The sequence below is a fragment of the Bacillus sp. GZB genome, assembly GCF_001975995.1.
GTDB classification, from domain to species: domain Bacteria; phylum Bacillota; class Bacilli; order Bacillales; family Bacillaceae; genus Bacillus; species Bacillus velezensis.
Genome location: NZ_MTQG01000010.1, coordinates 916,960 through 940,952, shown reverse-complemented (window position 1 = coordinate 940,952; position 23,993 = coordinate 916,960). Strand labels below are relative to the sequence as shown.

Annotated in this window: 21 protein-coding genes; 1 reads left to right on the top strand and 20 read right to left on the bottom strand. The window is 45.4% G+C overall.

What is annotated here, in order from left to right:
• Nucleotides 1-52: 52 nt before the first annotated feature.
• Together fabD and BXO87_RS04915 are read right to left on the bottom strand one after the other, a co-directional pair.
• Nucleotides 53-922, bottom strand: coding sequence for an ACP S-malonyltransferase (gene fabD / locus BXO87_RS04920; RefSeq protein WP_038458064.1), 870 nt, complete (start codon nucleotides 920-922; stop codon nucleotides 53-55).
• Nucleotides 923-1,236: 314 nt separating this feature from the next.
• The gene (locus BXO87_RS04915; RefSeq protein ID WP_038458061.1) at nucleotides 1,237-1,914 is read right to left on the bottom strand and encodes an MBL fold metallo-hydrolase; all 678 of its coding nucleotides are present in this window, start codon (nucleotides 1,912-1,914) and stop codon (nucleotides 1,237-1,239) included.
• A gap of 929 nt (nucleotides 1,915-2,843) precedes the next feature.
• Here BXO87_RS04915 and BXO87_RS04900 point away from each other — a divergent pair.
• Complete coding sequence (locus BXO87_RS04900) at nucleotides 2,844-3,053, top strand: hypothetical protein (RefSeq protein WP_007611548.1); 210 nt, start codon at nucleotides 2,844-2,846, stop codon at nucleotides 3,051-3,053.
• A 401-nt stretch (nucleotides 3,054-3,454) separates the two neighbouring features.
• On the opposite strand, the gene mutL is transcribed toward BXO87_RS04900, so the two are convergent.
• The 18 genes from mutL to ymfI form a co-directional block, all read right to left on the bottom strand.
• Nucleotides 3,455-5,317, bottom strand: coding sequence for a DNA mismatch repair endonuclease MutL (gene mutL, locus BXO87_RS04895; RefSeq protein WP_038458059.1), 1,863 nt, complete (start codon nucleotides 5,315-5,317; stop codon nucleotides 3,455-3,457).
• A 15-nt stretch (nucleotides 5,318-5,332) separates the two neighbouring features.
• Nucleotides 5,333-7,918 (bottom strand): DNA mismatch repair protein MutS, encoded by a 2,586-nt coding sequence (gene mutS, locus BXO87_RS04890; protein ID WP_007409829.1) that lies wholly within the window; start codon nucleotides 7,916-7,918, stop codon nucleotides 5,333-5,335.
• Nucleotides 7,919-8,036: 118 nt separating this feature from the next.
• A complete protein-coding gene (gene cotE / locus BXO87_RS04885; RefSeq protein WP_003154111.1) occupies nucleotides 8,037-8,582 on the bottom strand; it encodes an outer spore coat protein CotE in 546 nt (181 codons plus the stop codon).
• A gap of 247 nt (nucleotides 8,583-8,829) precedes the next feature.
• Nucleotides 8,830-9,261 carry a regulatory iron-sulfur-containing complex subunit RicA gene (gene ricA, locus BXO87_RS04880; protein ID WP_003154113.1) on the bottom strand — a complete coding sequence of 144 codons (432 nt, stop codon included), beginning with the start codon at nucleotides 9,259-9,261 and terminating at the stop codon, nucleotides 8,830-8,832.
• A 2-nt stretch (nucleotides 9,262-9,263) separates the two neighbouring features.
• Nucleotides 9,264-10,793 carry a tRNA (N6-isopentenyl adenosine(37)-C2)-methylthiotransferase MiaB gene (gene miaB, locus BXO87_RS04875; RefSeq protein WP_003154116.1) on the bottom strand — a complete coding sequence of 510 codons (1,530 nt, stop codon included), beginning with the start codon at nucleotides 10,791-10,793 and terminating at the stop codon, nucleotides 9,264-9,266.
• Nucleotides 10,794-10,935: 142 nt separating this feature from the next.
• A complete protein-coding gene (locus tag BXO87_RS04870) occupies nucleotides 10,936-12,114 on the bottom strand; it encodes a glycine C-acetyltransferase (RefSeq protein ID WP_029325912.1) in 1,179 nt (392 codons plus the stop codon).
• Between the two features lie 12 nt (nucleotides 12,115-12,126).
• Complete coding sequence (gene tdh / locus BXO87_RS04865) at nucleotides 12,127-13,173, bottom strand: L-threonine 3-dehydrogenase (RefSeq protein WP_038458055.1); 1,047 nt, start codon at nucleotides 13,171-13,173, stop codon at nucleotides 12,127-12,129.
• Nucleotides 13,174-13,430: 257 nt separating this feature from the next.
• The gene (gene spoVS / locus BXO87_RS04860) at nucleotides 13,431-13,691 is read right to left on the bottom strand and encodes a stage V sporulation protein SpoVS (protein WP_003154135.1); all 261 of its coding nucleotides are present in this window, start codon (nucleotides 13,689-13,691) and stop codon (nucleotides 13,431-13,433) included.
• Between the two features lie 199 nt (nucleotides 13,692-13,890).
• Nucleotides 13,891-14,685, bottom strand: a complete 795-nt coding sequence (locus tag BXO87_RS04855; protein WP_003154137.1) for a TIGR00282 family metallophosphoesterase — start codon at nucleotides 14,683-14,685, stop codon at nucleotides 13,891-13,893.
• A gap of 60 nt (nucleotides 14,686-14,745) precedes the next feature.
• Complete coding sequence (gene rny, locus BXO87_RS04850; RefSeq protein WP_003154140.1) at nucleotides 14,746-16,305, bottom strand: ribonuclease Y; 1,560 nt, start codon at nucleotides 16,303-16,305, stop codon at nucleotides 14,746-14,748.
• Between the two features lie 292 nt (nucleotides 16,306-16,597).
• Nucleotides 16,598-17,779: a serine hydrolase domain-containing protein gene (locus BXO87_RS04845; RefSeq protein WP_046702330.1), complete on the bottom strand. Its 1,182-nt coding sequence runs from the start codon at nucleotides 17,777-17,779 to the stop codon at nucleotides 16,598-16,600.
• A 167-nt stretch (nucleotides 17,780-17,946) separates the two neighbouring features.
• On the bottom strand, nucleotides 17,947-18,990 hold the full coding sequence (gene recA, locus BXO87_RS04840) for a recombinase RecA (protein WP_003154145.1): 1,044 nt from the start codon (nucleotides 18,988-18,990) through the stop codon (nucleotides 17,947-17,949).
• A 170-nt stretch (nucleotides 18,991-19,160) separates the two neighbouring features.
• The gene (locus BXO87_RS04835) at nucleotides 19,161-20,411 is read right to left on the bottom strand and encodes a competence/damage-inducible protein A (RefSeq protein WP_032874945.1); all 1,251 of its coding nucleotides are present in this window, start codon (nucleotides 20,409-20,411) and stop codon (nucleotides 19,161-19,163) included.
• 17 nt (nucleotides 20,412-20,428) lie between these two features.
• Nucleotides 20,429-21,010, bottom strand: a complete 582-nt coding sequence (gene pgsA, locus BXO87_RS04830) for a CDP-diacylglycerol--glycerol-3-phosphate 3-phosphatidyltransferase (protein ID WP_007611521.1) — start codon at nucleotides 21,008-21,010, stop codon at nucleotides 20,429-20,431.
• Between the two features lie 74 nt (nucleotides 21,011-21,084).
• Nucleotides 21,085-21,984 (bottom strand): helix-turn-helix domain-containing protein, encoded by a 900-nt coding sequence (locus BXO87_RS04825; RefSeq protein WP_014417801.1) that lies wholly within the window; start codon nucleotides 21,982-21,984, stop codon nucleotides 21,085-21,087.
• Nucleotides 21,985-22,002: 18 nt separating this feature from the next.
• Nucleotides 22,003-22,794 (bottom strand): DUF3388 domain-containing protein, encoded by a 792-nt coding sequence (locus tag BXO87_RS04820; protein WP_003154149.1) that lies wholly within the window; start codon nucleotides 22,792-22,794, stop codon nucleotides 22,003-22,005.
• Nucleotides 22,795-22,921: 127 nt separating this feature from the next.
• Nucleotides 22,922-23,179 carry a DUF3243 domain-containing protein gene (locus BXO87_RS04815; protein WP_003154150.1) on the bottom strand — a complete coding sequence of 86 codons (258 nt, stop codon included), beginning with the start codon at nucleotides 23,177-23,179 and terminating at the stop codon, nucleotides 22,922-22,924.
• A 75-nt stretch (nucleotides 23,180-23,254) separates the two neighbouring features.
• Nucleotides 23,255-23,983 (bottom strand): elongation factor P 5-aminopentanone reductase, encoded by a 729-nt coding sequence (ymfI, locus tag BXO87_RS04810; protein WP_038458052.1) that lies wholly within the window; start codon nucleotides 23,981-23,983, stop codon nucleotides 23,255-23,257.
• Nucleotides 23,984-23,993: the final 10 nt, after the last annotated feature.

Here is a 23,993-nt window from a genome sequence, read left to right as displayed (position 1 = left end):
TGTTGTATGGCTGGCACTATTGTGTGAGATAAGAATTTTGACTTACGTTCCGCTACATGGCGGGTGAAGCTTCAGTTTCTTTTTTGATGCGGTGAATAAGTCCTGTCAGCACATGGCCCGGGCCGACTTCTTCAAATTCCATCCGCCCTTTGTCCAGCAGATAGCGGATGCTGTCGTTCCATCGCACTGAATGGTCGATCTGATCGGCCAGAACGGAGTGGATTCCGTCTTGCTCATAAGGTCTGGCATGCACATTAGAAATGACAGGAATTGATATAGCAGAAAAATGAAATGACTGTAAAAATTTTTCGAACTCTTGTTTCGCTTCACTCATATATCTCGAGTGAAAAGCGCCGCTTACGTTTAACGGATGAAACATCGTAACGTCTTTTAATCCTTCGAATACGCTTTTGGCTCTTTCAATGTCTTCTTTGCGTCCGGATATGACAACTTGGTGAGGAGAATTCATATTGGCAATATCAATCGTATGTAATCCGTGCGTTTGAAGGGCGTCTGACACTTGATCTGCAGTTAACCCCATAACAGCGGCCATTTTTCCGTCAGTGGCCATACTCATTAATTCGCCTCTTTTACGGACAAGCTGCAGACCGGTAATAAAATCAAAAGCACCTGCTGCAAACAGCGCATTATATTCTCCCAAACTGTGGCCGGCCACATAATCCGGCTTTATGTCATTGTCTTGGATTTTTTTCAAATAGCTTAACGCGTTTACAACATATAAAGCAGGCTGGGTGAACTGCGTCTTGTGAAGGTTGGAATACGGATTCTCAAGACAAAGCCGTTTCATAGAATATCCGAGTGTTTCATCAGCCTGCTCCGTTAAGTCTTTAAATTCATCAAACAATGAGCTCCCCATTCCCTGCTTTTGAGAACCTTGTCCGGGGAATAAGTATGTGATCATTTTCTCAGCCATCCTTTCTCGGATTCAGATAAGAAGCATGTTCAAGTTGATAGTAACTTCACAAAAATACCATGTCAAGTTAATTTATCCTATGCGAACTCCTGAATAATGCCTATTTTTCCCTGTCGGAAGGCGGACTCAGGGCTTTCGGAACAGGCGTAAGCAGAATGTCCCATCCGGCCTGCCCGGCGTTCTCTTCCGCAAACTCCCGTTACTCAGCCATTCATCACCAGAAATCTAGTAATAACTACCATTTCATTTCAGAAGTTCCTTACCTCAAAAGAAAAGATAGTTAGATAGAACTAAATTACACATTACTTAAAATGAAACAGCCCTTTTTGATTTTTTCTGTTGCGGAAATTCACAAAATGTTCTTTTTTTTCAATCTGAAAGTAAATATTGTTTTTCAAAAGACTCTCCATTTTTTGACCCGGCTTCTCCCCGAAGGAGTGCCCCGGATACACACGCACATGCGAGGGAATGGAGGCTTTGATCCTCTGTATACTGTGAAACATATCTTCAGCTGAGCTGCCCCTGTCCTCACATATACCGCACCCTTCTGTAAACACGGTGTCACCGGTAAAAAGATGATCAGATAGCAAATAGCACATTCCCCCGGCCGTATGTCCCGGGGTCAATATACTTCTGATGATAAACCCTCCGGCCGCAAAGGTTTGGCCGTCTTCAAGCGCTATTAAGTTTCTGCACCGGAATTGATAGAAATCGATTTCCGCCGACGACATGTATATATCAGAATGATAGATTTGCTGAAGCGGCTCCGCCAAGTTTACATGGTCATAATGCGAATGTGTTAATAAAATAGCTGATAAATCAACATCCAATTCATGCAGTTTATCGGTTATTTTATCGATTTCCCAGGACGGGTCCACCGCTATCGCAGATTTTTTCGAGCGGTCTGCGATAATATAACAATAGTTGGACCACATCTGGTGATAAGTTTTAATTTGATGCACTTCATATGTATGATCCATTGTCACCATTCCCATTTAAAAGATCCGGGCAGACTGCTGCCGCCGCCCAGCCGACTGTAACCACTTTACCAGATGACACCACGTTTTTCCATGGATTTTCCGGTAAAGTTAAAAAAACTTTCTGCTCCCGCCAAAAGCACCAGTCTGGACCTTTTTTACAAATTGCTATGCTGATATATAAGGAAATTAGAATATTAATTTAGATGAATTCTTTAGGGAATTTTATTCAGAAAATGAAGGATGAATATGGGTTTCAGATAAAAAGAAAACAAATTGAGCTTTTGTTTTGAAAAGCAATTGCCGAAGCGGCCGAAGGGGATAATCAGTTTTTAGAAATGATCCGCAATCAAGATTATTATTTTAATCCTTTTCTTCAAGATAACTAAACCACACGGGCTCTCGAAATATATCAGAATACCTTAGTTCTTACACCGAATTCAACGTTATATGGACATTAACATAATTGAACTTAGAAAAGTACGGCGTAATTTACACTCTTTTCAAATCAGCCCTAGCTGCAACAATTCACGAAAGTGCCGCGCAGCTTTTTACTGTGCAAACAAAACTAACATAAAATCATTAAGTGTAAAAAGTAAATATTAAACATTAGACAAATAGACTATGTTATATGGGTCGGAGTTTACCGCTCAAGGTAAATTGCCCTGGGATGCAATACCTGCTAAAGCTGCCTATGGGTAGAATCGGCGTTTTGAAATAATTCTTAATACGATCGACAATTTTACTGGTGCCGTGGAAGATGCGTGCTATGCGGGTGCTCTAAAAGAACTGGCAACCCAACAGCCGCTTGGTGGATTACTAAAACTCTTAGGCTTTTCATTTAAACGGGGCTATTGTTGGTGTTTAACAAATTTATCCTGTGTTAAGCTTTAAAGTGATTATTTTCTAACGTGTTAAGATCGGAGGTAACTATGGAAGATAAAAGTAACGCTGAACCGAGCCCAAAAGCTATAAGAATTCTAACTTACATCATTCCTATAGTTTTAATAGGACTTATCCTTGTTCTTAAGAATATTAATACCGCAGCAGCAGAAATTTCATTTTATATCGTTGCTATCGGTGTGGTTCTCTTAGTGGTTTTCAGTTTGATCAAAAATAGAAAAAACCGCAGGAAGAACTAAATGTAGGGGGGGCTAATTACTAGTCCCCCTTGACTAACTTGCGGATAGTATAACCCGCCAAATTCCAATTTTATTTAAATTCTTCACAAATAACATGAGATTTTTCAGGAACCGTTTTCTCCAATTATTTCACTATTAATGCAGTCAATGGACGATATAGACGGTTACACCAATCACAGGATACTACATCGCCAACCCCAAATACTCTCCAAAAACAATTTTTATATGACAGAAAAGCAGCTGGATGTTAAACAAATCATTTTCATGATTGACGGCATACCAATGCACCAATTATGCCAGAAATTAAAAAACTCAAAAGCTATCTCTGAAAGGCTGGGTCATTCAAACTAGTAAGGCTGCTTGTGGGCAAATAACGGTTTAGTCTCACATAAACGTTGTTATTACATCACACGCTTAAACATCTTCTCCATCTCATACGTGCTGTGGTGGATAATGATCGGCCGGCCGTGCGGGCATGTGAACGGGTCTGTCGTTCGGCGCAGGTCGTCCAAGAGCGCTTTGATTTCGTCGTTTCGCAAATGGCGGTTCGCTTTGATTGAGCCTTTGCAGCTCATCATAATGGCCGCTTCCTCCCGCAGTTTTTTAATATCGATCTGTTTGGCGTCAAGCACCTGCTGAATGATTTCTTCAATCAGTTCAGCTTCTTCCCCTTTTGGAAACCAGGCCGGATGGCAGCGGACGATGTAGCTGTTCGTGCCGAATGCTTCTAAAAATACTCCGACGCTTTCAAGCTCATGCTGATGCTGGTCAATGATCAGCGCTTCATTTGCCGCATAATGAAAAGTGAGCGGCACGATCATATCCTGCACTTCAGGCTCGACCTGCCCGACTTTTTCCCGGAAATATTCGTATTTAATCCGTTCTTGGGCCGCATGCTGGTCAATGATATACAAGCCGTTTTCGTTTTGGGCCAAAATATATGTCCCGTGCATTTGGCCGATCGGATACATCACCGGAACTCTTTCTTCACGCATTTCTTCAGAGACAGCTTCCGGTTCCGGAATATCGGAAACAGGCGCTGCCGTTTCGGGCATACCGATCTCCGGCGGCACTCCGTGATCCGCTATCTCTTCTTCTATTATTAGCGGCTCAGGCTCTTTTACGACCGAACTCAGCTTCATTGGTGAGTAAGACGGCTCCGGCGTTTTTTCAGGAAGTTTCCGCTCAGGCGCGCTTTCCTCGAATGTCATAAATTGCTGTTCGTTTTTGGCCGGTGCCGGCGCTGATTTTTTCGGGAGCTGGGCGCTCGGAATAAGCCGCTGCTTTTGAAACACTTCCTTTATCCCGTCACGGATCAGCTCATGCAGCTCCGTCTCTTTGCTGAGGCGGACTTCAAGCTTCGACGGATGGACATTGACATCAACCAAAATCGGGTCCATCGTAATTTCGATAAACGTAATCGGATGGCGGCCGATCGGCAGAAGTGTGTGATAGCCCTCATGCACCGCTTTTACAAGCGGGAAATTCTTAATGTATCTTCCGTTAATGACAGATGACATGTAGTTTCTGGATGCACGCGTGATTTCCGGAAGCGCAATGTAGCCCTTGACTTCAAAATCAAGCGAGCTGACATGGAGCGGTATCATTTTTTTCGCAACCGCCGTCCCGTAAATTGCGGCCAGCACATGGCGCACGTCCCCATTACCGTTTGTCTGCAGCAGATTTTTCCCCTGATGGCGGAGACGGATGGATACTTCCGGATGCGCAAGAGCGATCCGGTTGACAACATCCGTAATATTGCCGAGCTCCGTATGCACGGTTTTCATATATTTCAATCTGGCGGGTGTATTGAAAAACAGGTTGGTAACGATAATCTCCGTTCCTTTTCTGCTGGAGGATTTCTGTTCAGAAATGATATTCCCGCCCTGAAGAATGAGATGGGTGCCCGCTCCCTCGCCGATGCTCGTTTTGATTTCCAGATGAGAAACAGACGCGATACTTGGCAAAGCTTCTCCGCGGAAACCGAGTGTTCTCACCCGGAACAGGTCGTTTTCATCTTTGATTTTACTGGTCGCGTGGCGGCGGAAAGCCCGCTTGCAATCATCGGTTTCCATCCCTTCGCCGTTATCGAGCACCCGAATCGACGAAAGCCCCGCTTCCTCTATGTCGATTTCAATGACTGTGCTGTTTGCGTCGATGGCGTTTTCCACCAATTCTTTAACGACTGAGGCAGGCCGTTCGACCACCTCGCCGGCCGCTATTTTATTTGAAAGTTCATCTGACAGCTGGATGACTTTTGCCAAGTCCGTCACCTCTTTCTATTTTAATTTTTTTTGCAGCTTGTACATTTCGTTCATCGCTTCAAGCGGCGTCATATCGAGAATATTGATTGACTTAAAGGCTTCAAGCACTTGTTTTTCTTTATTAGAAACAGCCGGTGCCTTCTGTTCTTTTTCACCGTCAGCAAAAAAGGACAGCTGTGCCGGTTCTTCTCTGACGGCGGACTTTTTCTCAGATACCGCCGGAAGCTCCGGTTTATCTCCCGTCTGCTCAAGCTGTTTTAAGATCTCCTGCGCGCGGCTGATCAGATCATCCGGGAGCTCGGCAAGCTGGGCGACATGAATGCCGTAACTTTTATCTGCGGCTCCTTCTTTGATTTGATGGAGAAACACGACCGTTCCGTTATATTCCTCTGCGCGCACATGAACGTTTTTCAGCTGAGGAAGCTTATCTTCAAGCACCGTCAGCTCATGATAATGCGTGCTGAACAGTGTTTTAGCGCCGATATGATCGTGAACATATTCAATAATCGCCTGTGCCAGCGCCATTCCGTCGTACGTTGATGTCCCGCGGCCGATTTCATCAAACAGGATCAGGCTGTCTTTTGTGGCGTTCACAATCGCGTTTTTCGCTTCCAGCATTTCCACCATAAAGGTGCTTTGTCCGGAAATCAAATCATCCGCTGCCCCGATTCTCGTGAAGATTTGATCAAAAATCGGCAGAACCGCTTCTTTTGCGGGCACAAAACAGCCGATCTGGGCCATGATCGATAGAAGTGCGATCTGTCTCATGTACGTGCTTTTACCTGACATATTCGGACCCGTAATCAGGAGCATTTCCCGCGAATCGCCCATCAGGCAGTTGTTCGGGACGTATTCTTGACTGTCCATCACCTTTTCAACGACGGGGTGTCTCCCTTCAATGACTTTTACTTCATTATCAGAAAAGACGGGCTTTGTGTAATGCCTGTTTTCACTGATCGTAGCAAAGCATTGCAGTGCGTCCAGCTCACTCATTTGTTTGGCAAGACGCTGCAAGCGCGGAATAAATTGTTTCACCTTTTCACGCAGTCCGGCAAAAAGCTCATATTCCAGCTCGCAGATGTTGTTTTCCGCTTCTAAAATAAGCGCTTCTTTTTCCTTCAATTCCGGCGTAATGTACCGTTCGGCGTTTGTGAGGGTCTGCTTCCGCTCATACCGTCCGTCTTCAAGCAGATGAAGGTTTGCTTTTGTGACTTCAATATAATAGCCGAACACTTTATTGAAACCGACCTTTAATGAACGGATGCCCGTATAAGCGCGTTCCTGCTGCTCCAGTCTGGCAATCCAGTCTTTACCGTTTTTGCTGGCGTCACGGTACTCATCGAGCTTCTGATGATAGCCGTCTTTAATTAAGTTGCCTTCTTTTAACGATAACGGCGGGTTTTCATGAAGGGCCTCTTCTAACAGGTCAAGCAAATCTCCGCACGGATCAATCAAGCCGGCGCGTTCTTTTGCTTTTTTATGGTTAAGGGACCCTACAAGCTCTTTGATGCTCGGCACTTGTTTTAAAGATTCTTTCAGCTGGATTAAATCCCTTGCGTTGACGTTTCCGAATGCGACCCGGCCCGCCAGACGTTCTAAATCGTATACTTCCTTCAGGCGCTCTCGCAGATCTTCACGCTCAAACAGATGATTGATCAGCGTCTCGACCATTTCCTGGCGTTCTTCGATTTGGGATGCCCTGATCAGCGGGCGGTCAATCCATTGTTTGAGAAGCCGGCCGCCCATCGCTGTTTTCGTCTCGTCTAAAAGCCAGAGCAATGACCCTTTTTTGCTTTTCGAACGGATCGTTTCCGTCAGCTCAAGATTCCGTTTTGAATACAGGTCAATTTTCATCGCTTCTTCCAATTCATATACTTGAACCGGCTGCAGGTGATCCAGGCTCCGTTTTTGCGTTTTCTGCAAATACGTATATAAACGCATAAACGTCTCTGTCAGCTCTTCGCCCGGCAAGTGCTTTGCGATTTCAATGCGTTCTGTTATTTCCCCGTCTTCGATAGAAATCGTGGCGCCGCACCGTTCTTTCAGCTGAGCAGCTGTATGTTCGTTAAACTTGCTTGATACGACAATTTCCTTTGCGCCGACTGAGTAAATTTCTGACATGACATCTTCAATCCGCTCAATAAATACGGCCAGGTTTTCTCCGGTCGTTAAGTCCGATAAAGCGAGACCGTATCCGTCACGGAATTCGGAAACGGAAGCGATAAAGTTGTTTTCCGACTCGTGGATGCCTTTTCCATCCATCACGGTTCCCGGTGTGATCAGCTGGACGACTTCTCTTTTCACAACGCCTTTAGCCGCCTTCGGATCTTCCGTCTGTTCACAGATCGCCACTTTATAGCCCTTTTTAATCAGCTGTTCAATATAAGCCGCCGCGGAATGATACGGCACGCCGCACATCGGAATTTTATCAGCCGAACCTCCGTCTCTGCTTGTCAGTGTAATTTCAAGCTCTTGTGACGCTTTTTTTGCATCTTCAAAAAACATTTCATAAAAGTCACCAAGCCGAAAAAATAAAAAGGCATCTTGGTGCTCTGCCTTTATCTTCAAGTATTGCTGTATCATAGGCGTGTAACTAGCCATCATTTAATCCCTCACTATGTATCTTCTCTTATCCGAATCCCATTATAACATAAACAAAAGAGTGATATCTTTATATATAAAAAAGAGACTTGGGGTGTTAAACTCCCCTAGCCTCAACTTATTCTTCAGGATCTCCGACTAAAAATTCAGGGTTAATGTCCTCTAATTCTTCATCAAGATCGTCTTCCCAATCATCATCATCGTCTTCTTCCCAGTCAGGATTGACTTCGACGACAACTTTCGTTTCACCGACCACTTCTGCTAAAAATTCTCTCTCTGCCTGAACCACGATTTTATTTCCGTTAGGAGAAATGGTGACTTCAAGACAGTTCGGCTGCTGCAGCACTTTGGCAATGACTTCGTGTTCGTCATCTAAGTAATTTGTGTCTCTGTATCTGAGTTTAATCACATCGACATACTTTACTCTCTCGGTTACAACTTCCGTTTTTGTATTATCGGCGTAAGAGTACCAGACGTTTATATCATAATACCCTTCAATTTCTACAGTCTTCCCGATCTTTTCGGCATCGTACTTGTGGTTGATAATCCAGCCGCCCAATATACTTGACGGTTTTTCTCCAGGTGAGATCGTGTTGGTGCATTGGGTGAATTTTCTTCCTTTCGCAACTACCGCTTTCGTAATAATTTCCCTGTATTCAGACATTCCGGCAGGCCTCCTTGTTCTTCTTCGTGTTATCTTATGCTGGGCATTTGTCTCATGTGCATTTTTATAATAAAAATATAAAAATACAAAGTTTCTGTTTCATTGTATGCAGCCCTGCCCAGAAACTTTACTTTTAAGTATGATAAAACTTTCCAGTAAAATGGGACAAAACGGTGATGAAAATTTAGCACATATTACAATTAGTTCCAAAACAGCAAAAAAACACGGGCCGATGAAGGCCACGTGTTTAAATAGAACAGCTGTTATTCGAATGTTTTACTTTTGAACCGGTTTCTCCCGTCAGCAGGTTGCCTCCGGTAGATGTAATGATTTCGTTTGTCACCTGATTTGAGATCGTATGTGCGACAAGCTGAAGAAGGTCATTGACCTCAATCTGGGAATCTCTGAATTCCTGAATGATCGGAATCCCTTCAAGCTCTTCCTGCAGGGCGTCAATTTTACTTTCCACTTGTTTCAGCGCTTCAAGCTTTTCGTAGTGCTTCAGGTTAACGGCTTGCTTTTGCAGGGTTTTAATCTGATTAATAATCGCAGAGACTTTTTCATTTTCGTTAATCTGCGCCTCAGCGCGTTTGAAAAAATCGACTTCTTCTGTTTCAGAAATCATTTTCGCAAGGTTCCTAGCCTGCTGTACAATGTCTTTCTTTGAGTAAAGCGTCATTATTATTTCACCTCGATTGCTTCTCCTGCCATCACACCGTCAAGCGACCATGTTTTCGCCTGTTCGATTTTGACGCGTACAATCTTGCCGATGGCGTCTTTCGGCCCTTTGAAGTTGACGAGCTTGCTTTTTTCCGTATAGCCGGCAAGAATGTCAGGGTTATTTTTGCTTTCTCCCTCAACTAATACTTCGACGGTCCTGCCTTCATATTCCTTCATTTTTTTGGCTGAAATTTCTTTCACCAAATCATTGAGGCGCTGAAGACGTTCTTTCTTGACCCTCATCGGAACATTGTCTTTCATCTTCGCTGCCGGCGTGCCTTCACGAGGAGAGTAAATAAACGTATATGCGCTATCAAATTCCACTTCGCGATATAACGAGAGCGTTTCTTCAAATTGTTCATCGGTTTCATTCGGAAAACCGACAATAATATCGGTCGTCAGTGAAGCGTTCGGCATCGCCGCTTTAATTTTTCCGACAAGCTCCAGATAGCGTTCTCTGTCATATTTGCGCGCCATCATTTTTAACATCGCTGAGCTTCCTGATTGAACCGGAAGATGGATATGGTCAAGAAGGTTGCCGCCTTTGGCGAGCACTTCGATCAGATGATCATCAAAGTCACGCGGATGACTCGTCGTGAACCGGATTCTCGGAATATCAATTTTACGCAGTTCGTCCATTAAATCACCGAGACCGTACGTCATATCCTCAAAATCTTTTCCGTACGCATTCACGTTTTGACCGAGCAGCGTGATTTCTTTATAGCCTTCACTTGCAAGTCTTCTGACTTCCTGGATAATTTCCTCAGGACGGCGGCTTCGTTCTTTTCCGCGGGTATACGGTACGATGCAGTATGTGCAGAACTTGTCACAGCCGTACATAATGTTGACCCAGCCTTTAATTTTTCCGTTGCGGACTTTCGGAAGGTTTTCAATGACATCCCCTTCCTTCGACCACACTTCAATGACCATCTCTTTTGATAAATATGCCTCTGATAACAGTTCCGGCAGACGGTGAATGTTGTGCGTGCCGAAAATCATATCGACAAACGGGTGCTTCTTAAGGATGCGGTTTACGACTGATTCTTCCTGTGACATGCAGCCGCAGACGCCGAGAATCAAGTCCGGGTTATTTTTTTTGAGCGCCTTTAAATGGCCGAGCTCTCCGAACACTTTGTTTTCAGCATTTTCCCGGATAGCGCAAGTGTTTAATAAAATAACGTTCGCGTCATCAACCGAATTTGTCGCTTCATAACCGAGCGCCATAAAAATACCCGCCATGACTTCCGTATCATGCTCGTTCATTTGGCATCCGTACGTGCGGATATAAAATTTCCTGCCTTCACCGAGGCCTTTAAATTCTTCTGAGATTTTAAAATCGTTATGATATTGAACGGATTCTTTGCCCCGTTTTTTCGCATCTTTTAAAGAAGGCGGAATATATACGGCTTCAAAATACTTGCTGTAATCCTTTTCGGATTTTTTGTCCGCCGGATTCACTTGTCCGCTTTCCTGCTTTTGCTTTTCATTCATGTTCGAATGTCTCCTTTCAACCGAAACTTCCACCCTCAAGTATACTGGTTAAAAGCGTTTGGCACAACCGCCAGCCTATTATTGTACACCTTATTGAGAATAAGAATCAATAAGAAATAAAAAAGAGGGAATCATTTCCCCCTTACACAAGCTGAAGCTCTTTTGCGGCTGAACGGATTACTTCCAGGGCCCGGTCAAGCTCCTCTTTTGTATGCTCCGCCGTAATAATGGTGCGGATTCTCGCTTTTCCTTGGGCGACCGTCGGATACACGATGCTTTGTGCAAAGACGCCGCGGGTCAATAAAAGGTCTGATAATGCTTGGGCTTTTTCTTCCTCCCCTATTAATATCGGCACGATCGGTGTTTCGCTTTTTGTGAGGGTCAGCCCCATTTGAACCAGTTTATCTTTGAAATACGCCGTGTTCTCCCATAGCTTTTCCATATGCTCAGGCTCTTCCAGCAGGACGTCAATGGCTTCTATGCATGCGGCCGTTACCGCAGGCGGATGAGAAGTGCTGAATAAGAAAGGACGCCCTTTATGGCGCAGGTAATCGATCAGAACCTGCGATCCTGCGGCGTAACCGCCAAGCACTCCGATGGCTTTGCTTAATGTGCCCACCTGTATGTGGACTCTTCCGTCAAGCCCGAAGTGATTAACCGTTCCCCTTCCGTTTTTTCCGAGTACGCCGGAAGCATGCGCGTCGTCGACCATCACAAAGGCATCGTACGCCTCTGCAAGTTTGACGATGTCAGGCAAAGGAGCGATGTTGCCGTCCATTGAGAATACGCCGTCGGTGACGATCAGGCGCATGCGGTAATTCATTGATTTTTTCAGCACCCTTTCCAAATCGTCCATATCAACATGGCGGTACACCTTTTTATCTGCTTTCGTCAGCCTGATCCCGTCAATAATGGAAGCATGGTTCAGTTCGTCAGAGATCACGATATCCTCTTTTGTAAGAATGCTTGATAAGACGCCCTGATTCGTTGTGAACCCCGATTGAAAAACAAGTGCCGCTTCTGTTTTTTTAAAGTTTGCCAATTTCTTCTCAAGCTCATTGTGCATTGTGAATGTTCCGGCGATTGTCCGGACGGACCCCGTACCCGCTCCGAATTCTTCCGCGGCGCGTTTAGCCGCTTCGACAAGCCTTGGATGCGACGTCAAACCGAGATAATTGTTCGATGAAAGCTGTATCACGTTTTCCCCTTTGACTTCCACCGACGGACCCTGCTTCGTTTCAATTTGTTTCATTTGCTGCCACGTTTTATTTTCTTTCATTTTATCAAGCTCGGCTTTTAGAAATTCAAATTCTTTCATTATAGAACCCTCCCCTTATGGAATCAAAATGACTTTGCCGCACTGGCCCTTTCTCATCAGGTCAAACCCTTTTTCAAAGTCTTCAAGCGGAAACTGATGCGTGATCACCGGCGTCAGATCAACAAGGCCGGATTCAAGCAGGTGCGATACCTGCCGCCATGTTTCAAACATTTTTCTGCCTGTGATGCCTTGGACGGTAAGTCCTTTAAACACCACGTCATTTGTCAGATCAACCGTCACCGGACGTTCCGGCAGACTCAGCATATGGAACCTTCCCCCGTTGGCCGCCATCTTTAATCCTTGTGCGATAGCTGCCGGGTGGCCTGACATTTCGCAGACAAGGTCGATCCCTTCTCCGCCTGTTAAGGTGTCGATCACCTCAAGCGGATCTTCCTTACCAGCTGAAATGGTGATCGTGGCTCCCAATTTCTTCGCAAGAGCCAGCCTGTAATCATTTTTATCAATGGCCGCAATACGGGATGCACCGGCCGCTTTAGCCACTGCCACCGCCATCAGCCCGATCGGTCCGCAGCCGATAATTGCAGCGGAACCGCCCGCAAGCCGGCTGCTTTCCAGCACCGTATGCACCGCGTTGCCAAGCGGCTCTTGAACAGAAGCGACGGCGGGGTCCATATCAGCGGGATTTTTCCAAACATTTCGAGCCGGCACTTTGACATATTCAGCGAAGGAACCGGCTGTATCTACGCCGAGGATCTTTGTATGGGTGCACACATGATGTTTTCCTGTTAAACAAGGGACACAAGTACCGCAGACGAAGTGGGTTTCAGCCGAAACGTAGTCACCTATTTTGACATTTGTGACGTTCTTGCCCGTTTCCGCTACGATACCGCTGAATTCATGTCCGAATACTTGAGGTGTTTTGATTCGTTTCTGCGCCCATTGATCCCAATTATAAATATGCACATCTGTACCGCATATAGATGCGGCCTGTACTTTAATGAGAACTTCATTCTCATTTATGGAAGGTATGGGAATTTCTTTCAGAGTTGCTCCGAAAGCGTTTTCATTTTTGACGATAGCTTTCATCTTTCCTCCCAACATGTACACTCCTCCTCGAAAAAACACTGTAATAACTGGATTGTAACATGAGATAAAAAGGAGGTAAATACCAGTGTCCACACCAAGAAAACAACTGCTTCCGTCCGGAAAAATGGGCGTGATTTTTTTTGAATATTATATGAATAAAGCCATTTATCATCTCTTCGTACTATCAATATAATATTGTGAGAAAATATGACAACAATAAAAACAACCCGCTCGCCTTACGCAAGCAGGTTGAGAATGTCATGTTTTTGTTTTTAACGGGGTTCGACGATTAACTTAATCGCCGTTCTTTCTTCTCCGTCAATCTGTATATCTGTAAAAGCCGGAATACAAATCAAATCTACGCCGCTTGGCGCGACAAAGCCTCTGGCAATCGCAACCGCTTTAACAGCCTGATTTAAGGCACCCGCCCCAATTGCTTGAATTTCGGCGGCTCCGCGTTCCCTCAATACACCGGCAAGCGCGCCTGCTACTGAATTTGGACTTGATTTTGCTGAAACTTTTAAGATTTCCATTTCTGCTCCCCCTTAGTTTTACAATGGATAAGTGAGTGTTCATTAGAACAATCATTATTAGATGTTGCTATCCAAAAAGCCATCCCCACAATGCTTTTCAAAAATAGCGGGCTACCTTCCATTTCTACTATATTCACTAAGAAGTTGCTATATTCCTGCTTTTCCTTTTAATATTTTTATAAAATAAACACATGATCACCTATTCAAAGAACATATGGTCATCATTGATTAATATCCGTTCGATATTTACGGCCTTTTTCGTTTGATCGTCGATGTCAATGAGCACTCCGCTCAGCGTAGTTTTACCTTCCGCCACCGTAAACCGGACAGGAAGATTGGTTTTAAACCGCTTGATGACCGTTTCTCTGTCCATACCGAGAATTCCGTCGTACGGACCCGTCATGCCTACATCAGTAATATATGCCGTTCCTTTCGGCAAAATGCGGTTATCTGCCGTTTGCACGTGTGTATGGGTGCCTACCACGGCAGAGGCTCTTCCGTCTGTGTACCAGCCGATAGCAATTTTTTCGCTTGTCGCTTCGGCGTGAAAATCAATAAAAATGTACGGCGTGCGCTTTTTTGCTTCTTCTATTAATTCATCCGCTTTAGCAAACGGATCATCAAGCGGCGGAAGAAACGTCCGTCCCTGTAAATTAATGACGGCAAGCTCTTTTCCGTTCGATTTAATATAGGTAATGCCTTTGCCCGGCGTACCTTCCGGGAAATTCGCCGGCCGGACAAGATGCGGCACATCATCAATAAAGTCGAAGATCTCTCTTTTATCCCACGTATGGTTTCCCATTGTAATGGCATCTGCTCCCGCTTCCATCAGGCTGTGGTAGATCTTTTCCGTCAGTCCTTTTCCGTGTGCTGCATTTTCTCCATTAATAATTGTAAAATGCGGTTTATGTTTCGCTTTCAGTTTCGGGACATATTCTTTTACCATGTCGCGGCCCGGGGAACCGACAACATCTCCGATAAATAAAATTCTCATACATTCCATTCCTTCCTTTTCAGGGACTCAAAAAAATAAAGTGATGCGCTAAGCATCACTTTATTTTGCATACTCTACGGCTCGAGTTTCTCTGATTACGGTCACTTTAATGTGGCCCGGATAATCAAGCTCGTCCTCAATTCGTTTACGGATATCACGTGCCAAACGATGGGCTTCTAAATCATTAATGGAGTCCGGCTTGACCATGATGCGAACTTCACGGCCGGCCTGAATCGCAAATGATTTTTCAACACCTTCGTAAGACTCGGAGATTTCTTCAAGCTTTTCAAGTCTGCGGATATAGTTTTCGAGCGTTTCACTTCTCGCGCCCGGTCTTGCGGCTGACAATGCATCAGCGGCAGCGACCAGAACGGCGATAATGGAAGTCGGCTCTTCGTCTCCGTGGTGTGACGCAATACTGTTAATGACGACTGGATGCTCTTTATATTTGGTCGCAAGCTCCACTCCGATTTCCACGTGGCTTCCTTCCACTTCATGGTCAATTGCTTTTCCGATGTCATGCAGAAGACCGGCCCGCTTGGCAAGCTTTGCATCTTCTCCAAGCTCGGAAGCCATTAAACCGGCTAAAAACGCAACTTCCATAGAATGTTTCAGTACGTTCTGCCCGTAGCTTGTACGGAATTTCAACCGGCCGAGGATCTTGATCAGATCCGGGTGGAGTCCGTGAACGCCGACTTCAAACGTCGTCTGCTCACCCATTTCCCGGATATAGTCATCAACCTCACGGCGGGATTTTTCAACCATTTCTTCAATGCGCGCCGGGTGAATACGGCCATCCTGAACGAGTTTATCAAGAGCGATTCTTGCAGTCTCCCGTCTGATCGGATCAAATCCGGAAAGAATGACTGCTTCAGGTGTGTCATCAATAATCAGGTCAATACCTGTAAGCGTTTCAAGCGTACGAATGTTACGCCCTTCACGGCCGATGATACGTCCTTTCATCTCATCATTCGGAAGATTGACGACCGATACCGTCGTTTCGGCAACATGATCTGCTGCACAGCGCTGCAAAGCAAGCGACAGAATGTTTTTCGCCTTTTTATCTGCCTCTTCTTTCGCACGGTTTTCGGTTTCTTTTGTCATGATGGCGATGTCATGTGAAAGCTCATTTTCAACCCGGTCAAGAATGATTTGTTTCGCTTCATCCCGTGTCAGGCTCGAAATGCGTTCGAGTTCTGACTGCTGCATACGAATCATCTCATCCACTTTGCTTTCCATCTCTTCAATATGTTGTTGTCGTTCATTCAGAGAATGATCTTTCTTCTCCAACATCGCTTCCCGTTTATCAATTCCTTCATGTTTACGGTCAAGATTTTCTTCTTTTTGAAGTAAACGGTTTTCTTGTTTTTGAAGCTCATTTCGTCTTTCACGAACTTCCTGTTCAGCATCTATTCGAAGTGTATGGATTTCGTCCTTTGCTTCAAGCAGAGCTTCTTTTTTCAGTGCTTCAGCATCACGCTTTGCATCTTCAAGGATTTGCTCGGCAGCACCGCGTGCGCCCGCAATCTTTGCTTCGGCAATGGTTTTACGAACATAGTAGCCAACAACTAAACCGAGCAGAGTCAGCAAAATGGAGATGAGAACCGTCATTGGGGTCATACTTTCACCTCCTCTTGCTATGAACTTGGTTTTTGCTTAAATAAGTGCCGGCATGTACATTGTCTGATTTTCTCAACATACAGAACCTTCACAGGGAATGAGTCTCTCATGCCCTTGTCAAGTTTAAATGGTTTAACAATCATGTTAAAAAAACAAATGTTACAACTTCATTGTAATTGTGTCGGAAATACTTGTCAAGCTTGCCAGCTTAACGATTCGCCTCCAGCTTTGAATCTTCGCCATGTATATATCATACCATATCTTCATCCGCTTTTCGTGAATGACGGCTCTGTTAGTCCGCCTGGTTAAGCAATTGGTAAATTCTATTGTTTACCTGTCCTAATTTGGCGTTATTCTGAATATTTGACAGTAAAATGACATATTTGCTTGCCGAATGGCTGAAGCTGTTCAAAATGTTGTAACCGGGCATAACACCGTGATTGGAATAGCTTCCCGGATCAATGTAAAACCCCATGCCGTAAGCGGCACTGCTTCCTGCTGTAAACATTTTTGTGAAGCTTTCTTTTGAAAGGAGCGTGCCGTTTACGATCGCTTTATCAAATTTATAGAGATCTTCAGCGCTCATATACATGTCGCCCGCCCCGTACAGCTGCGATAAGTCCAAAAGGTGCGGCGTTACAAGACTGCCGCTCTCATTGACTTTGTAGCCGACGGCAGGATATTTGGCTTTGGCAAATGTTTTGTAAAATCCGGCATGCTTCATTCCGGCCGGTTTGAACACGTGTTCTTTTATATATTGTTCATAAGACTCCCCGCTGACCTGAGATACGATATAAGCAAGCACTGAATAGTTGGAATCCCTGTAATCCCAAACCCCGGGCTGCCGTTTAATTCCGCGGTATTCTATATCCTTGATTAAATCAATTGGAGCAATCGGTCCCTGACCCTCAATATGCCCGTTTATGCCGGACGTATGATTGAGCAGGTTTTTCAATGTGATGCGTGTGCCGTTAGGGAAATTCGGCAAGTATGTACTGACGGGGTCACTCGTCTGCAGCAGCCCTTTTTCTTCAAGCTGCAGGACAGCCGTCGCGATTAACGCTTTTTGTGAAGAACCGATATAATATGATGTCTCCGGATTGTTTTTCATTTTTTGTTTTCGGTCCGCATAGCCAAAGCCTTTTTTCAGCACAACTTTTCCATCTTTTACGATCATTGCAGTGCCGCTGAACCCGATCTGTTGCAAGTAATTGCTGATCTGTTTATTGTGATCGATTGATTTAGGTGTTTTCTCTTTTTGCGTCTTTTCTTTTTTCTGTTGAGTCTGGTCTTTTGAAGTATCAGATTGAGCGGCGGGAGCGCTTTTAACGGATTCCTTCTCCCGGTGATGCGCTGTGACGGTCCAGATCATAATAAAAACAGTAACAAGCAGCAGAAAAAGAAACAGCCCTCCCGTTTTCATCAGCTTCTTCTTTCTTTTTTTATTTATTCTTGTGCGGCGGGGGCTCGTCATCTTTTTTCCTCCTCAGATATAATTTCAACTTTCGCCATGATGTTAGACGAGTGAAGTGTGAAAAAAGTTGTAACATTCCAGATAAAATTTTCCGAAACAGCCAGTGTTTTTTGAAACACACAAAAAAAAGAGCGGAAATTGCTTATTCCGCTCTTTTGATCGTGTTTTTATTCTTCTAATTCCATCTCTTCCTGAACTTCTTCCGCTTTGTCCGTTACACCGTTATTGTCTAAACCGTAATATTCACGGATTTGTTCCTGAATCATCAGCATGATGTCTTTATTTTCTTTTAAGAACTGCTTGGCGTTTTCACGGCCCTGACCGAGGCGTTCTTCTTCATAAGAATACCACGAACCGCTTTTTTGCACGATATCCAGTTCAGTTCCAAGGTCGATGATTTCCCCTTCTTTGGAGATTCCTTCACCGTACATAATGTCCACTTCAGCCGTACGGAACGGAGGAGCGACTTTGTTTTTTACGACTTTAATTCTCGTTTTATTCCCCATGACGTCGTTGCCCTGCTTTAATTGCTCGGCACGGCGCACTTCAAGGCGCACGGAAGAATAGAATTTCAGCGCGCGGCCGCCCGGTGTCGTCTCCGGATTTCCGAACATAACGCCGACTTTTTCACGAATCTGGTTAATAAAGATTGCGATTGTTTTAGATTTATTGATGGCGCCGGAAAGCTTACGGAGCGCCTGAGACATAAGACGCGCTTGTAAACCGACGTGTGAATCACCCATGTCACCTTCAATTTCAGCTTTTGGAACAAGCGCCGCAACAGAGTCAACGACTACGATATCAACAGCTCCGCTTCGCACCAGCGCTTCAGCAATCTCAAGCGCCTGCTCTCCCGTATCCGGCTGAGAAAGCAGAAGCTCTTCGATATTGACACCGAGCTTTTGCGCGTAAACAGGATCAAGAGCATGCTCAGCATCAATAAATGCTGCCTGTCCGCCTTTTTCCTGAACCTCAGCGATTGCGTGAAGCGCTACAGTCGTTTTACCTGAGCTTTCAGGTCCGTATACTTCAATAATCCGTCCGCGCGGGTATCCGCCTATTCCGAGAGCGGTATCAAGTGCAAGGGAACCGCTTGGCACCGTTGAAATTCTTGTATCTGTTTTTTCTCCGAGCTTCATGATGGAACCTTTGCCGAATTGTTTTTCTATTTGCTTAAGAGCCATATCTAAGGCTGCCTGACGATCACTCATTTATTTTTTCCTCCTTTATCTTGCCACTACATATACTATACCTTGTTTACTGGCATTTGCCAAGAAAAAAGCGAACGCATATTCGGATTTTTTCCGCGTTCGCTTTTCTGCAAAAGAGCATAATTTCCCTTGCAAAACTTAAAAATCAGAGAAATCGCCTCTTTAAAACTTTATTTTTGATCCAGCATTTTCAAAATGAGATGGCAGCCGTATTTAGCGGCGCGCTTTCTGATTCCGGTTCTTGAGCCGGCAAAGTTAAATTCGTGGACCTCTTCTTTTCCTTCCGCCGAAATGCCGATAAAGACGCGGCCCGGCGCATGCCCTTCCTGCGGGTCGGGACCCGCAACCCCGGTAAAGCTGATGCCGATATCGCTTCCGGTCAGCTTTCTCACACCGGCTGCAAGCTCTTTCGCACACTCTTTGCTGACCGCTCCGCTTTCTGCGAGCGTCTCAGCTTTCACGCCGAGCACATGCTGTTTCACGCTGTCGGAATAACAGACAACACCCCCTGCAAATAGTTGAGACGCACCGCTTAAATCAGTCACCCACTCTGAAAACAGGCCGCCTGTAAAGCTTTCGGCAGAAGAAATCGTGATTTTGTTTTGTCTGCATGCTTTTGAAAGCTCCTTCACCAGAGACGTATCATCATATCCGTAGAAAAATTCACCGACACGTTCTAAAATGGCGGCTTCCGTTTCTTTTAAAAGCCGTTCTGTTTCTTTTTCGTCAGCATGTTTCGCCGTTAAACGCAGCGTGACCTCGCCGTCAGCAGCGAGCGGCGCAATCGTCGGGTTCGTCTGCGCATCAATAATATCTTCTAAATCAGCTTCAAGCTGGGATTCACCGATTCCGAAAAACCGCAGCACGGTTGAAACGATTTTCTCATTAGAACCGAGCTTTTTAAGAAGCAGCGGCTTCGCTTCATTTTCAAACATCGGACGCAGCTCGCTCGGCGGCCCGGGAAGCAGCATATAAAGCCTTGAGCCGTGCTCTGCAAGCATTCCCGGCGCCATGCCGAAATGATTCGCCAAAACGTCTGAGCCCTCAATGACGAGCGCCTGTTTGCGGTTATTCGGCGACATGGTCCGTTTTGTTTTCGCGAAATATTCTTCGATCGACCGGAACGCTTCGTCATTCAGAACGAGCGGGCGCCCCAGTGTGTTTGCAATGGTTTCTTTCGTCAAATCGTCCTTGGTCGGTCCGAGGCCGCCTGAAAAAATAATCAGGTCTGAGCGCTCCTCGGCAATGCGGATGACTTGCTTAAGCCGCTCCGGATTGTCACCGACAGCGGTATGATAAAACACGTTTACACCGATTTCCGCCAGCTCTTTACTGATAAACTGCGCGTTCGTATTGGCGATCTGGCCTAGCAGAAGCTCCGAGCCGACTGCAATGATTTCTGCTTTTTTTGCTATTTCCATCTTTAAGTCCTTCTTTCTTAGTTAGATGTTTTTAACGCATCCCAGTTCTTCGCAAAATACTCCCAGCCGGAAATGACTGTGAAGAGCACGGCCACCCATAAAGCGATATCGCCGAACGGGAAAGAAACGAGCTCAAACGGAAGATTATGCAGCAAAAGCGCGGCAACAGCGATGATCTGAGCCCATGTTTTAATTTTCCCCAGCATATTGGCGGCTACAACTTCCCCCGTTCCCGCCAGCACAAGTCTTAATCCCGTTACGGCAAATTCGCGGCTGATGATGATGATGACCATCCACGCCGGCGCAAGGTCAAACTGCACAAGCGTAATTAATGCCGCGGATACCAGCAGTTTGTCAGCCAGCGGATCTAAAAATTTCCCGAAGTTTGTCACGAGGTTCAGTTTTCTGGCGTAGTAGCCATCCACCCAGTCAGTCGTTGATGCGATAATGAATAAAACAGCTCCCGTAAGATGCGCGACCGGAATCGATTCATCCCCTATATGAACGCTGCCCCACTGAAAAGGAACAAGCATGATAATCATAAATACAGGAATTAAAGCGATTCTTGCCAGTGTGATTTTATTCGGTAAGTTAAACATAAAGCCCCTCCAATAATATGTACTCGGACGTGAAGAAAAAGTCATCTTAATCTTTCAGATGACTTTTTCCCCTTTTATTTTTTCATCTTGATTGTGATGGTCTGCGCCATCACATCATGCGGATTGAGTTCATAGGACAGAACCTCTCCGTTGATTTTAATTTTCAGGTTAGGGGCATAGCCCGTGCGGATTTCAATCTGCTTTTGATCCGTGACGTCTTTTTTAAAAGTTTCGCCTTTTTGCAGCGTTCCTTCTTTTAAAGAACCGCCGCTGTCATCACGGACGCGGATCCATGCGCTGTCAGAAGCAATCAGTTCGAGCTTATACTTATCTGCCCCGGAGACGTTGTATGAAGAAGCTGAGCCTTCCGTTCCGGCCGCTTTGATCTCCGTCTTTTCACTGCTTTTTTCTTTCTTTTTCTGCTCTGACGCTTTTGTGTCCTTTTTGTCTTTTTTGCTGTCAGATTGCGCTTCGTCATTTGTATTGCCGTCATTTTTCAGCGCAGAATCCTTAGGAATCTCATACTTGCTCTCACTTTGGGTGACAGCCTTATCTCCGTCTGTCTGCCCGGATTTGCTCATTCCGAGCTGAATAATCGCATAAATGATCGCGATGACGATAATGACACCGATGACGACAAGGACGGTCGGAAGCCATTCCGCCGCCTTTGAAGCGGACTTAGGAAGCTCCCTTTGCATGGCGAGACCGGAGATTTTTTCCGACACATCGTCATGGTACGTGTTAGGGATGTCTTTTTTATATTCTTCAAATAACTGATCTGAATCAAGCCCGACAGCTTCAGCGTATTGCTTGATAAACGCCCGCACATAAAAATTGCCGGGAATGACGTCATAATTGCCTTCTTCCAGAGCGGTTAAGTATCTTTTCTGAATTTTCGTCGCCGCCTGGAGTTCATCCAACGACATCCCTTTTTCCTCTCTGGCTTCTTTAAGCCGGATTGCTAATTCTGTCACAACAAACACCTTCCAATATTAAAAATCAAAGCTTGAAAAACCGGTCTGATCAAACATTTGCGGTTCTTCTGCATGTTCATATGTAATGACTTCGTCAGGATCATTTCTGAGTTCGATAATATAATCGAAATCATCGAGCGTATACTCCGAATTTTGAACAAAAATATCGGGGTGCTCCACGACCTTTGTCGCCGGAAGCCGCATAATTTCACTGACGAGCTGAAGATGGCGCTCAGATCCCCGTCTTGTCGAAACGATGCCGTCGAGGATAAACACGTTTTCCGTGCTGTATTCATCGGCAACCAGCTGGCTCCGGATCGTTTGTTTTAGCAGTGTTGATGATACGAAAAGCCATCTTTTGCTGGCACAAACGCTTGACGCAACGATGGACTCCGTTTTTCCGACCCTCGGCATTCCCCGGATTCCGATCAGTTTGTGCCCTTCTTTTTTAAACAGCTCGGCCATAAAGTCAACCAGAAGACCGAGCTCGTCCCTTTCAAAACGGAAGGTTTTTTTGTCATCGGCATCACGCTGAATGTATCTCCCGTGGCGGACTGCGAGACGGTCGCGAAGCCTCGGTTCTCTCAGCTTCGTTACTTTAATGGTCTCCATTGTTTTTAAAATTGATTCCAATCGTTTAATTTGATCTATATGCCGGCATCTGAGCAGCATTCCCCTTCTGGAAAGGTCGACACCGTTAATTGTGACAATATTAATTGACAGCATCCCGAGAAGAGATGAAATATCCCCGAGCAGGCCGGGGCGGTTCACTTGAATTTCATATTCAAAATACCATTCGAGCTTTGCCAAATGATATACCCCCTCCATTGTGGCAAATTTTTACCTTCCTTTATCATAAAACATTTTTCTCTAATTAGAAAGAAGAATGTTGCTCTATAGAGGAAAACATAAAAAAAGAGAGGAGAAATCCCCCCTCTTAATGAGTGCTGTTATTTTCAACAAGCTTCACCATCATATTTGCGATGGCGCGCTGTTCATCTTCAGAAGCAACGCTCCAAAGATCAGCAAGCACTTTTTCCTGATGGTTTTTCGAGTCGACTTCGTTCGCAAGGTAACCGCCGATTTCTGTAGCGAGGTCAGTGATCGTTTCATCACTCATCCCTTTTTCCTGCGCATAGTTCAATCTGTCGCCAAGGAAATTCTTCCAATTATCCCAGTTTTCTAATACTGACATGTTGGGTTCCTCCATTTCATCTGTTGTTACAAAATTATTTTGTCCGTACAGATGCAAACTATACACACATTTTTTTCAGCAGTGCCAGCCGCCGTTTACGGATAATATATGCCCCGTAATATAGGAAGCCTTGTCCGATAATAAAAAGGCCGCCGCTTCGGCGATTTCCTCCGGCTTTGCCAGCCGGCCCGCGGGAATTTCCTCTGCCAACGCCTCTTTTTCATCAGACGTGAACTGATCAAGCATATTTGTATCAACGGCACCCGGCGAGACTGCATTCACCCGGACGCCGCTCGGAGCAAGCTCTTTGGCAAGCGCTTTGACGAACGAATGCTGCGCTCCCTTGACCATGCTGTATAATACCTCGCACGATGCGCCTGTTTCTCCCCAGACGGAACCGATCGCGACGATGCCCCCGCTTTTTTTCCGGATCATGCCGGGCACCAGATTACGCGCCAAAAGAAACGGACTCGTCACATGCAGCTGCACCATCTCCCGCGCCGTGTCATCCGTAACGTCCGTAATCAGGCCGAAATGACTTTTGCCGCTGTTTAATATCAGAGCGTCCACAGGCTGCTTAACGGAACGGCTGAGTGTATCCGCGCCATCTGGTGAGGACAGATCCGCTTGAATAACGGAGGCTTTTACGCCGAATGATGCGCTCAGCCTTTCCGCAAGCCTGTGTGCGGCTTCCTTATTAGAATGATAGTGCAAAAGGACGTCATACCCGTTTTTTGCGAGGACTTCACTTATACTTTGTCCGATTCCGCCGCTTGCTCCGGTTACGAGCGCTGTCTGTTTCATCAATCAATAC

Coding starts and splice junctions, on each gene's coding strand:
- pgsA (WP_007611521.1), bottom strand. CDS start 21,010: ATGTTTAACTTACCGAATAAAATCACACTGGCAAGAATCGCTTTAATT.
- miaB (WP_003154116.1), bottom strand. CDS start 10,793: ATGAATGAAAAGCAAAAGCAGGAAAGCGGACAAGTGAATCCGGCGGAC.
- mutS (WP_007409829.1), bottom strand. CDS start 7,918: ATGGCTAGTTACACGCCTATGATACAGCAATACTTGAAGATAAAGGCA.
- ymfI (WP_038458052.1), bottom strand. CDS start 23,983: ATGAAACAGACAGCGCTCGTAACCGGAGCAAGCGGCGGAATCGGACAA.
- ricA (WP_003154113.1), bottom strand. CDS start 9,261: ATGACGCTTTACTCAAAGAAAGACATTGTACAGCAGGCTAGGAACCTT.
- recA (WP_003154145.1), bottom strand. CDS start 18,990: ATGAGTGATCGTCAGGCAGCCTTAGATATGGCTCTTAAGCAAATAGAA.
- BXO87_RS04855 (WP_003154137.1), bottom strand. CDS start 14,685: ATGAGAATTTTATTTATCGGAGATGTTGTCGGTTCCCCGGGCCGCGAC.
- BXO87_RS04900 (WP_007611548.1), top strand. CDS start 2,844: ATGGAAGATAAAAGTAACGCTGAACCGAGCCCAAAAGCTATAAGAATT.
- BXO87_RS04915 (WP_038458061.1), bottom strand. CDS start 1,914: ATGGATCATACATATGAAGTGCATCAAATTAAAACTTATCACCAGATG.
- BXO87_RS04815 (WP_003154150.1), bottom strand. CDS start 23,179: ATGTCAGTATTAGAAAACTGGGATAATTGGAAGAATTTCCTTGGCGAC.
- rny (WP_003154140.1), bottom strand. CDS start 16,305: ATGACCCCAATGACGGTTCTCATCTCCATTTTGCTGACTCTGCTCGGT.
- BXO87_RS04845 (WP_046702330.1), bottom strand. CDS start 17,779: ATGACGAGCCCCCGCCGCACAAGAATAAATAAAAAAAGAAAGAAGAAG.
- tdh (WP_038458055.1), bottom strand. CDS start 13,173: ATGTTGGGAGGAAAGATGAAAGCTATCGTCAAAAATGAAAACGCTTTC.
- spoVS (WP_003154135.1), bottom strand. CDS start 13,691: ATGGAAATCTTAAAAGTTTCAGCAAAATCAAGTCCAAATTCAGTAGCA.
- BXO87_RS04835 (WP_032874945.1), bottom strand. CDS start 20,411: ATGGAAATAGCAAAAAAAGCAGAAATCATTGCAGTCGGCTCGGAGCTT.
- cotE (WP_003154111.1), bottom strand. CDS start 8,582: ATGTCTGAATACAGGGAAATTATTACGAAAGCGGTAGTTGCGAAAGGA.
- fabD (WP_038458064.1), bottom strand. CDS start 922: ATGATCACATACTTATTCCCCGGACAAGGTTCTCAAAAGCAGGGAATG.